The 9,329-nt window shown below is 67.9% G+C and carries 10 protein-coding genes; 7 read left to right on the forward strand and 3 right to left on the reverse strand.

The window, feature by feature from the left end; all coding sequences use genetic code 11:
• Positions 1 to 658: 658 nt before the first annotated feature.
• From KPL59_RS11225 to KPL59_RS11250, 6 genes are all read left to right on the forward strand, one after another.
• Complete coding sequence (locus KPL59_RS11225) at positions 659 to 1,081, forward strand: plasmid replication, integration and excision activator (protein WP_226360740.1); 423 nt, start codon at positions 659 to 661, stop codon at positions 1,079 to 1,081.
• A 140-nt stretch (positions 1,082 to 1,221) separates the two neighbouring features.
• Complete coding sequence (locus KPL59_RS11230) at positions 1,222 to 1,575, forward strand: WhiB family transcriptional regulator (protein WP_226360297.1); 354 nt, start codon at positions 1,222 to 1,224, stop codon at positions 1,573 to 1,575.
• 190 nt (positions 1,576 to 1,765) lie between these two features.
• Positions 1,766 to 3,355, forward strand: a complete 1,590-nt coding sequence (locus KPL59_RS11235; RefSeq protein ID WP_226360296.1) for an FtsK/SpoIIIE domain-containing protein — start codon at positions 1,766 to 1,768, stop codon at positions 3,353 to 3,355.
• A gap of 101 nt (positions 3,356 to 3,456) precedes the next feature.
• The gene (locus tag KPL59_RS11240; protein ID WP_226360545.1) at positions 3,457 to 5,070 is read left to right on the forward strand and encodes a helitron helicase-like domain-containing protein; all 1,614 of its coding nucleotides are present in this window, start codon (positions 3,457 to 3,459) and stop codon (positions 5,068 to 5,070) included.
• 14 nt (positions 5,071 to 5,084) lie between these two features.
• Entirely contained in the window at positions 5,085 to 5,300 is a 216-nt protein-coding gene (locus KPL59_RS11245; RefSeq protein ID WP_226360295.1) for a helix-turn-helix domain-containing protein, read from the forward strand.
• The gene (locus tag KPL59_RS11250; RefSeq protein ID WP_226360294.1) at positions 5,297 to 6,457 is read left to right on the forward strand and encodes a site-specific integrase; all 1,161 of its coding nucleotides are present in this window, start codon (positions 5,297 to 5,299) and stop codon (positions 6,455 to 6,457) included. Before KPL59_RS11245 ends, KPL59_RS11250 begins: the two co-directional genes overlap by 4 nt.
• 66 nt (positions 6,458 to 6,523) lie before the next feature.
• On the opposite strand, the gene KPL59_RS11255 is transcribed toward KPL59_RS11250, so the two are convergent.
• From KPL59_RS11255 to KPL59_RS11265, 3 genes are all read right to left on the reverse strand, one after another.
• Positions 6,524 to 6,934 (reverse strand): hypothetical protein, encoded by a 411-nt coding sequence (locus tag KPL59_RS11255; RefSeq protein ID WP_226360293.1) that lies wholly within the window; start codon positions 6,932 to 6,934, stop codon positions 6,524 to 6,526.
• A gap of 802 nt (positions 6,935 to 7,736) precedes the next feature.
• Positions 7,737 to 8,084, reverse strand: a complete 348-nt coding sequence (cutA, locus tag KPL59_RS37550) for a divalent-cation tolerance protein CutA (protein ID WP_226360300.1) — start codon at positions 8,082 to 8,084, stop codon at positions 7,737 to 7,739.
• Positions 8,081 to 8,686: a helix-turn-helix transcriptional regulator gene (locus KPL59_RS11265; protein WP_226360299.1), complete on the reverse strand. Its 606-nt coding sequence runs from the start codon at positions 8,684 to 8,686 to the stop codon at positions 8,081 to 8,083. Before KPL59_RS11265 ends, cutA begins: the two co-directional genes overlap by 4 nt.
• Before the next feature lie 169 nt (positions 8,687 to 8,855).
• Between KPL59_RS11265 and KPL59_RS11270 the strand changes: the two genes are divergently transcribed.
• Positions 8,856 to 9,071, forward strand: coding sequence for a hypothetical protein (locus KPL59_RS11270; protein WP_226360751.1), 216 nt, complete (start codon positions 8,856 to 8,858; stop codon positions 9,069 to 9,071).
• Positions 9,072 to 9,329: the final 258 nt, after the last annotated feature.

A 9,329-nucleotide genomic window follows, 5' to 3' on the forward strand; every position in this document is an offset into this window, starting at 1 on the left:
ATTGTCTTTCAAGCGAGCGACGCTGACATGGCCCGTCGAGTCGCAGGCGATGCCGCCAACGCTCTGCTCAAACCTACCCCCAGGGGGATTCAGACCCCGCAACCTACGCACTGCTTGGCGCACTTCATCTTCAACTTGCTACAGCTTCAGCGCGCAGCGGAGACGAGATGCAGCCTACCGTTACCTAAATGATGCGCGAGAGGCCGCTGAGCACGTTCACGATGGCCGCAATGACTACAACACCGAATTTGGGCCGACCAATGGAGTCTGCACGAGGTTGCTGTCGCAGTTGAGCTTGGCGACGCTGGCCGAGCCCTACGCGTAGCAGAACAGATCGAGACGGCCGTCTGTCCGCCGAGCGGCAGGGCGATTCTTGATCGATGTCGCCAGCGCAAGCGCACAGCTGCGCCGCACCGACGCCGTGATCAATGACTCGCCGCAGCTTCACCGTCTCGCCGCAACAGGCTAGGTCACACAGCGAGCGCGCACCCTCATTGCGGACCTCCTGCGGTCGCAGGCGACGACCCTCGCGTGAAGGAGCTGGCGGACAGGTCACCTCCAACTGACCTCCGCCAAGACCCGCACTAAAAGTATGACTAGCACAACCAGTGCGAGTACTGTCGGATAGCGGCGGAGACCCGCTCAAGGAGGAGCTGACATGGCACGCAGTAACAGGTTTGTGGTGGCGATGGGTGATGTGTTCCCGCTGGGGGCGTTCGTGGTGTCGGAGGTGGAGGCGGTGCGGGATTTTGAGAAGTCGGCGCCGGGGCGTCCGGTGCAGCAGGTCGATCGGGAGTCGGGGTTGCCGGTGTGGTCGGTGTCGGTGCTGGATGCCGATCCGGAAGCACGGCGGAGCGAGAAGACGGTGGTGGTGAAGATCGCTGCGGCGCATCAGCCGGTGCCGCCGGAGGCCACAGCGGGGTTGCCGTTTCGTCCGGTGGAGTTCGACGGGCTCACGGTGACCCCGTACGTGCAGGAGACCGGCGGGCGTCCGCGTGTGGCTTACAGCTTTCGCGCGGCGGGGATGCGCGCCCCCGGCCCCCAGCGTGGACATACGGCCAAGAACCAGGACGCCGCCTGACAAGCACTGTCGGACCAGGCGATATGTGTGGGAGAGCCCGTTAGTGGCGGGCTCCCCCACCGAGTCTTCCTTGCCGTGTGTTGCTGCCGTGGCAGGCAGTTGATCAACCCGGAACCAGCGTGGAAGGACACCGATCCTAGATGAACACCGGACTTTCTTCACCCCCTCCTGCCCTGCCCCGGGCGCTTCACGGTGCTGAACGTCATCGCTGGCGGGCCGGGGCGGCGTGTCGCGGGATGGACACCGAGTCGTTCTTCCCCACCGACACCGCTCCGCACGCCGCCGAGCCTGCGTTGGAGGTGTGTCGTGGTTGCCGGGTCCGCAGTATGTGTCTGGTCGAGGCGCTGCTGGTCGAAGACCCGGCCCGCCGCTACGGCGTCCTCGGCGCCACCACCCCACAGGATCGACGGCGGCTGCACCGCACCGCTCGGGTCGCCGCCCGCCGGAGCACCGCCCCTGCTGCCGTTCCCACACCGGGGAGCGCGGCGGCATGAACACCGACACGACCACCGATGTCGTTACCGGGGAGGACACGGTGCGGTGCGAGGTGTGCCTGACCCCGCTGAGCGCGGTATCTCAGGGGGACGGGCGTCGGTGTAGCGACCATCATGACCAGCTCGCGTTGGTTCCCCTCCTTGCCGTGTGCGCTCCGCGTCGTTCCCCGGAACAGGACGGAGAGCGTCGATGAGCACGACAGGTTCTCTCGTTGTTGCCGGTCTGGCGACGGTGGTGGTGCTCGCTGGTCTGCATTGGGTGGGGCAGTTCCTCGGCCGGATCGCCGAGGGCGTGGCGACGGTCGCGGTCGTGTTCGTCACCGTCTGGTTGGCCTGCAAGGTCGTCGTGATCGTGACGGTGTGGGTGGTTCGGCATTGGCGCACCACGATCACCGCTGCGGTCGCTGTGGTGTGGTGCTCGCTGCTCGGGTGGCCCTCGCTGGTGGTCACCATCGCTGCGGTCGCTGTCGCGCTGGGGGTGTGGCGGTGGACATCGGTGGTGTCGTTCGATCGTTATGCCGGGCGTCGTCTGCGGGGGTGGTGGCTGCGCTGGCTGCTGTATGCGCCTCGGATGCCGCGCTGGCTGCGCTCCTGCAACCTGACGGTGCCGGACCGGGGCGGAGCACCGATCGCGGTGGTGAATCCATTGCGCCGCACCCCGGTCTTGTCGAGGTCGCGGCCGGTGGCTGATCAGCTCCCTCGGATTCTGGGGGTGCGCTCGGGGCCGTCGTGGGACGAGGTCCGGGTCCGCCTCGTTCCCGGGCAGACCCCGGAAGAGTTCGACACCGCCACCCGCGCCCTCGCTGTCGCGCGCAGGGTGCGGCGTTGTCAGGTGCGGGAGTTGTCCCCGAATGTGGTGTCGATCGATTTCCAGCGCCGCAACCTGCTGTCCGGGGTGGTGCGGGCGCCGGGCCTGGACACCCTGTCCGACCTGGACGGGTCGGCGATCGACCTGGAGAAGGTCTGGTCCGGGCACACCGAGTACGGCACGGACTGGCATCAGTCGTTGATCGGTGGTCACACCCTGGTCGCGGGGGCGACTGGGGCGGGGAAGGGGTCGTTGATGTGGGCGCCGTTGTGTGCGATCGCCCCCGCGATCGGTGACGGCCTGGTCCGGGTCAACGGGATCGACCCGAAAGGTATGGAGCTGGCCTACGGGCGGGGAGTGTTCCACCGCTACGCCGTCACCAGCAAAGACGCCCTCGCCCTCCTCGATGATCTTGTCGAGAGCATGGAGGCCCGTAAACGCGAGTACGCCGGGGCGACCCGCCTGGTCCCCGTCACCCGGGACACCCCGTTGGAGATCGTGGAGTTCGACGAGATCGGTGCGCTGCTGCGTTACGGCGGGGACCGCAAGACCCGCGAGGCGATCACCGACCGCGTCGCCCTGCTCACCACCCAGGGCCGCGCGTTGGGCTACACCGTGCGCGGCTATGTGCAGGAACCGACCAAGGACACCGTCCCGGTGCGGGAGCTGTTCCCCCGCCGCATCTGCCTACGCGTCGCCTCGAAGTCCCATGTGTCGATGGTCCTCGGCGATCACGCCTACGACCGTGGTGCGTGGGCCAACCGGATCGGTGAAGACGAACCCGGCGTGGGCTATCTGTTCGGCGACGGCATCCGTGAACCCCTGCGTATCCGGGCCGGGTGGGTGTCTGACGGTGCGGTCAAAGACCTAGAAGCCTTCGTCACCCGCACTTCCCCGACCGCCGGAGTGGCGCCGGTCCTGACCCTCCCCGACCCGACCGTCCACCACCGCGAGATCGGAGACGCAGCATGACCAACGCCGACACCCACACCGACAGCGCCGACACCGTGACCGACAGCGCGCCGGGGCGGGAGCCGGTCGATCAGGACACGCTCACCCGGGCGCAGAAGGCGATGCTGGCCCTGTCGCACGAGGTCGCGGTCCAGCTCGCCGAGGACCACGGCGTGTGTGTCCGCCCCCTGGCGATGCGCCGCATCGACCAATCCACCGGACGGATCGATGTCGTGCCGGTGCCGTGCGGTTCGACACGGGAAGACCAGTGCCGCCCCTGCTCAGACAAGGCCCGACGGCTGCGGATGACCCAGTGCCGCGAAGGCTGGCACCTGGAGAACGAACCCGCCGTCACACCTGCCGACCCGACGACCGCGCAGAAAGAGTTGATGGCCGCCCGCGCGGACTTCCACGCCGCCTACACTGACTGTCTCGCCGCCGGAGACAACGCCGAGTGTGATGAGATACGCGAGATCGTCGAGGACATCGACACCGAACTCCGCGCCCTCGGAGTCCGCGGACCCCTCGCCCCGCTCGACCCCCGCCCGAAGGCCATCCGCCGGACTACCCGGCGTCGTCAGGACGCCCCGAACCTGCCCCGGCGGCCTGTGGAGGACCGCACGATCGGACGGGTGTTCGGCGGGAAATATCGGCCCTCGACCTTCCTCACCCTGACCCTGGACACCTACGGCCGCGTCGACGGCAACGGCGCCGCGATCGACCCCGATACCTACGACTACCGCCGCGCCGCCCGCGATGCGATCCACTTCCCGAAGCTGCTGGACAGGTTCTGGCAGAACACGCGGCGCTGTGTCGGCTGGGACGTGCAGTACTTCGGGACCGTCGAACCGCAGAAACGCGGTGCCCCGCACTTCCACGCCGCCATCCGCGGCACCATCCCCCGCGCAGAGTTGCGCGCGATCACCGCCGCCACCTACCACCAGGTCTGGTGGCCCGCCCACGACGACATCGTCTACACCGGGGACAAGCTCCCCCGCTGGGACCACCGGCAGAAAGCCTTCGTCGACCCCGACACCCACACACCGCTCCCCACCTGGGACGAGGCCACCGACCCCGAGGTCCTCACCACGCCGGCCCACACCGTGGTCTTCGGCCCCCAAGTGCATGTGAAAGGCATCCTCGGCGGCACCGAAGAAGCCGGACGCCACATCGGCTACCTCACCAAATACCTCACCAAATCCGTCGGCCACGCCGCCGGACTCGACGACACCGCCACCACCCGCCAGCGCGACCACGCCCGACGCCTCACCGCCGAACTCGCCATCACCCCGTGTTCGCCGCGCTGCCCGATCTGGCTGCTCTACGCCGTCGCACCCAAGGGTGCCCGCCCGGAGATGACCCCCGGGCACTGCACCGGCACAGCGCACAAGCCCGAACACCTCGGCATCGCCGGACGCCGCGTCCTGGTCTCCCGCAAATGGTCCAACAAGAGCCTCGGTGATCACCGCGCGGACCGGAGCGCGTTCGTTCGGCAACTCCTCGACCACGCCGGAGTGACACCCGCCTACGCGATCGATGACGGACCCTTCAACTGGGAACCCGTGCAACCCGGCGACAGCGACGTCCCACCCCGCCCCGTCCTGCTTCTGCACGCGATCCATCAACGCCAACGATGGCGCGCCGACTACGACGCCGCCCTCCTCACCACCACCGGCCCACCACCGGACGACCGTTCGGCAATCGGGTGTTCGGCTACCCGTGATCAGGCCGCGTAGCAGGGACGCCGTCGATGACGCAGTACCTGACCGTGGCCGAGACCGCCCGCTACCTGAACACCTCCCCGCGTTTCGTGCGGCGCCTGGTCGCAGCCCGACGGATCGCGTTCTACCGCATCGGACGGCATGTGCGCTTCGCCGTGACCGACCTCGACGCCTGGCTCGCCCAAGGCCGGGTCGAACCGTTCCCCCACCGACCACACCCACACCCCCGGCGAGGAACGCGATGACGGCGAACAAGACGAGTCGGCGCCGGTTCGGCTCCATCCGCCGCCTGCCCTCCGGGCGGTATCAGGCCAGCTACCCCACCAACAGCGGGCAACGCCGCACCGCCCCGGGAACCTTCGACCGCAAAGGCGACGCCGCCCAATGGCTCACCCTCGTCGAAAGCGACATCCTGCGCGGTGACTGGTTCGACCCCGCCCTGGGCCAGCTACCCTTCCATGACTTCGGGGAGCAGTGGATCACCGAACACCGCGTCAGCGCCCGCACCCGCGAGGAGTACCGCAGCATCTGGCGCCACCACATCGACCCGTTCCTCGGCCCGATCGACCTCGCCGAGCTGACCACCGCAGTCATCCGCACCTGGCGCACCACCCTGCTCGCTGCCGGACGCTCCGAAGACCGCACCGCGAAGGCCTACCGCCTCGTCCGCGCCATCTGCACCACCGCCGTCGACGACGGCCGGATCACCCGCAACCCCTGCCGCATCAAAGGCGCCGGTGAACACCGCACCCCCGAACGCCCCACCGCCACCATCGGCCAGGTCTTCGACCTCGCCGCCGCGATGCCACCCCGCTTCCACGCCCTGATCCTGTCCGCCGCGTTCACCGGACTGCGCTGGGGAGAACTCGCCGGGCTACGCCACTGCGACCTCGACCTGAACACCGCCACCCTCCACGTCCGACGACGCCTGGCCCAACTCAGCCGAGGCGGCCTCCGACCCGGGCCACCCAAATCCGCCGCCGGTATCCGCACCCTCTCCCTGCCCCCGTTCCTCGTCGAGGTCCTCACCACCCACACCGCCGCCTACTCCGGCCCGCCACCGGACGGACTGATCTTCTGCGGACAACGCGGCGGCATGCTCCGACGCGGGAACTTCGGCCGCGCAACCGACTGGCCCACCACCGTGGTCAAGACCGGGCTCCCCACCGGTTTCCATTTCCATGACCTACGTCACACCGGTAACCATCTCGCTGCTACTGCTGGGGCCAGCACCCGCGAACTCATGCACCGCATGGGCCACGGCACCATGCGCGCCGCACTGATCTACCAACACGCCACCACCGAACGCGACCGCCGCATCGCCACCCAGATCGCCGCACTGGTCGACCGCGAACGCCGACCCCACACCGATCAGGACATCGAGGCCGACGACGACGGCTGAGTCGTCAGAGAGTTCACCGGCGGCTTCCCTCATCGGGCACGTATTCCCCACCCCTCCGAGACCACCTCAATCGGGCGAGCGATAACGCTGCGCCCCCCGGTCTTCGGTCCACCCAATTTCATACTCGCCGCAGGAGAACGTCGACTCGGGAAAGTCGCGCCCCTTTCGCATCATGAATTCATCGGCAGTCGCACTATCGTGGAATACTCCAAGGATTCGACAGTCGTCAGCTTCCTCCTGGAGGACGATCCAGACCGTCGACGGCGCGGCGGCATGAGTGACCACGCGACGACCCCGCCCGTACAGCCCCGACCCCGGTTCACCCCGGCTCCGCCGCACGGCCCGATCAAGAGCATGGGCACACAGGACGACCAGCACCCCGGTCACCACGAAGAGCCAGTCGAATCCACCGTTCCACACGGTGAGGATGACCACGAGGCCCGCCGCAGTGCACACAGCCCAGACGATGTTGAGCATGCGCACGCCTCCCTGCCGTCTCATGTTCAAGCGTCCGGGGGCGGCCACTCGCCCTCTTCTCGCACACCGGTCGCACGTCCCGCACCACCCCCTGTTCAAGATCGATAAGGGGTGGTGTTTCGGCCGGTCGCGTGGTGTGAGCGGGCGACGGGAATCGAACCCGCGTAGCCAGTTTGGAAGACTGCGGTCAATGCCCTGCCCACCTGCGCGATCTGAGCCGGTCGACTGACCGTGAGTGGCCGTGAGTGACCGTGGTTCCCCGCCAGTACTCGCACGCTCGTTGCACGACCGGCCCCGTGGGGTTGTCTTTTTTCCCACGCGCCCGGCCTGCTGGTGATCTCCTCGCGGCGCGGGTTCACCCCTGCCAGACCGAGGGGTGGGGTGCAAGGCACGGGGTTCAGCCTTGCACCCCACCCCTCGGTCTGGTTGCCGTCTCGGCGCGCCGTGAGGAGATCGCCAGCCCCGCCGCACTCCCCCTGATCTCCGAGCGGTGTCGGGTCCGGGCGGAGCCCGGCCGCCGGAGGCATCCCGGGCGGCACGCCCGGCCTACAGGACTGACGACGGTCCGCATCGACGCCTGGCGTGACGCGGAGCAAGGGCAGCGGCGGCCATCGTGCAGGCGTGCCGTCGGCGTCTCTGGGGTTCAGGCGGCTGCCTGGTGGCTTGGGGTCGGGTAGCCGAGCCCGCCGCCGCGAACGGGCCGGAGGTGTAGTGAGCGAGCGGCGGGGGCGGCGTGGCCGACCCCGCGCCGCCGGAGGCGGCGCCTTGATCCCCTAAAGCACAATTCGGCAACACACACGACCTAGCCAGACGCTGGCGGCTCGGTCTGCTCGCGGATCCAAGCCAAGTAGGTCGGACTGCCGTCGTGGATCGGCCGAGCGCTCACGCTAGGGAGGTCGTAGGGGTGCGCCCCCATGACGCGTTCGACAATGGCCGGAACGAGGCTGCGACGAGTATGCAAGGCAGCGCGCCCCTCGGTGCAGTCATGGACCTCATCGCCCCACCGGTACGTCGAGTGAACGGGCTCGAAGTTGTGGACATTTGATGCAAGCCGATCGATGACAAGAGTGCGGGTGAACCAGCGAAGCCAATCGGGATCAGGTGCAGTGAGCACGACTTCGCAGAGCTCTACGGAACCAGTCGCCGTCATGCTGTGCCGCCACGTACGGCGATGAGCTCACTCATGGTGCGCGCGGAGTCCTCGCGAGTGGAACCCATCGTGGCCCACCCCGTCATGACCTGATCGTCGTAGCCAAGCCCCACCCACCGACCAGTGAATTCGATGCCGTGTGGGTGCATGACAAGGAACATCGTGCCCTTCGAGCGAACAGCGCCATCTGCTGCGGCGTACCAGCCAGTCATAATCTGGTTGTCCCAAAGACGCAGCTCGCCGGACCACAGGTATCCGCCCTCAGCCTGGCTGAGCCCCCGCTGGATCGCGGCGATGTGGATCAGGTGACCTTCCTGGCGCATGTGGACGGGCTGGGTGGCGATCTTCTCGACTCCATCGCGGGTGGTTTGCCAGGAAGCCCACCTGTCCCCAGTCAACGAGACGCGGCCGGGTGCGCGACCAGCCAGTTCACTGACCGAAACTCCGAGAGCATCAGCAATAGTTAGAGCAACCGACACGAGAGGCTGCTGCTCCCCTGCTTCGTAGCGCCGGATTTGGCGGGTGTCGACCCCAGCCACCCGCGCTAAATCAGCCTGCGACATGCCGAGGTCTGCTCGTCGCCGACGGATCACATCGCCCATCTCCACGCTCCTTATCGTCGCAGGACCTCCTAGCCCTTGACAGCCGGACTAGTTCGCCTCATCATAGGTCTAGTTAGTCCTCCAGGAGGGCGCGGTCGTCCCCTGGCAGGTCCGGACTGACTGCGGCAGGCGCAACCGCCTCGCCGACGACCCCCAAAGGAGGCGCCAGATGGCACGCAGTAACAGGTTTGTGGTGGCGATGGGTGATGTGTTCCCGCTGGGGGCGTTCGTGGTGTCGGAGGTGGAGGCGGTGCGGGATTTTGAGAAGTCCGGGCCGGGTCGGCCGGTGCAGCAGGTCGATCGGGAGTCGGGGTTGCCGGTGTGGTCGGTGTCGGTGCTGGATGCTGATCCGGAGGCGCGTCGTTCGGAGAAGACGGTGTGGTGAAGATCGCTGCGGCGCATCAGCCGGTGCCGCCGGAGGCCACAGCGGGGTTGCCGTTTCGTCCGGTGGAGTTCGACGGGCTCACGGTGACCCCGTACGTGCAGGAGACCGGCGGGCGTCCGCGTGTGGCTTACAGCTTTCGCGCGGCCGGGATGCGCGCCCCCGGCCCCCAGGCGATATGTGTTGGGAGAGCCCGTTAGTGGCGGGCTCTCCCCACCGAGTCTTCCTTGCCGTGTGTGCTGCCGTGGCAGGCAGTTGATC

It is taken from the genome of Pseudonocardia sp. ICBG1142 (genome assembly GCF_020496255.1).
Classification (GTDB): Bacteria; Actinomycetota; Actinomycetes; order Mycobacteriales; family Pseudonocardiaceae; genus Pseudonocardia.

Excerpts from the sequence above, each read along its gene's own strand:
- KPL59_RS11225 (WP_226360740.1), top strand. The coding sequence starts at position 659 with ATGGCACGCAGTAACAGGTTTGTGGTGGCGATGGGTGATGTGTTCCCG.
- KPL59_RS11230 (WP_226360297.1), top strand. The coding sequence starts at position 1,222 with ATGAACACCGGACTTTCTTCACCCCCTCCTGCCCTGCCCCGGGCGCTT.
- KPL59_RS11235 (WP_226360296.1), top strand. The coding sequence starts at position 1,766 with ATGAGCACGACAGGTTCTCTCGTTGTTGCCGGTCTGGCGACGGTGGTG.
- KPL59_RS11240 (WP_226360545.1), top strand. The coding sequence starts at position 3,457 with ATGCTGGCCCTGTCGCACGAGGTCGCGGTCCAGCTCGCCGAGGACCAC.
- KPL59_RS11245 (WP_226360295.1), top strand. The coding sequence starts at position 5,085 with ATGACGCAGTACCTGACCGTGGCCGAGACCGCCCGCTACCTGAACACC.
- KPL59_RS11250 (WP_226360294.1), top strand. The coding sequence starts at position 5,297 with ATGACGGCGAACAAGACGAGTCGGCGCCGGTTCGGCTCCATCCGCCGC.
- KPL59_RS11255 (WP_226360293.1), bottom strand. The coding sequence starts at position 6,934 with ATGCTCAACATCGTCTGGGCTGTGTGCACTGCGGCGGGCCTCGTGGTC.
- cutA (WP_226360300.1), bottom strand. The coding sequence starts at position 8,084 with ATGACGGCGACTGGTTCCGTAGAGCTCTGCGAAGTCGTGCTCACTGCA.
- KPL59_RS11265 (WP_226360299.1), bottom strand. The coding sequence starts at position 8,686 with ATGGGCGATGTGATCCGTCGGCGACGAGCAGACCTCGGCATGTCGCAG.
- KPL59_RS11270 (WP_226360751.1), top strand. The coding sequence starts at position 8,856 with ATGGCACGCAGTAACAGGTTTGTGGTGGCGATGGGTGATGTGTTCCCG.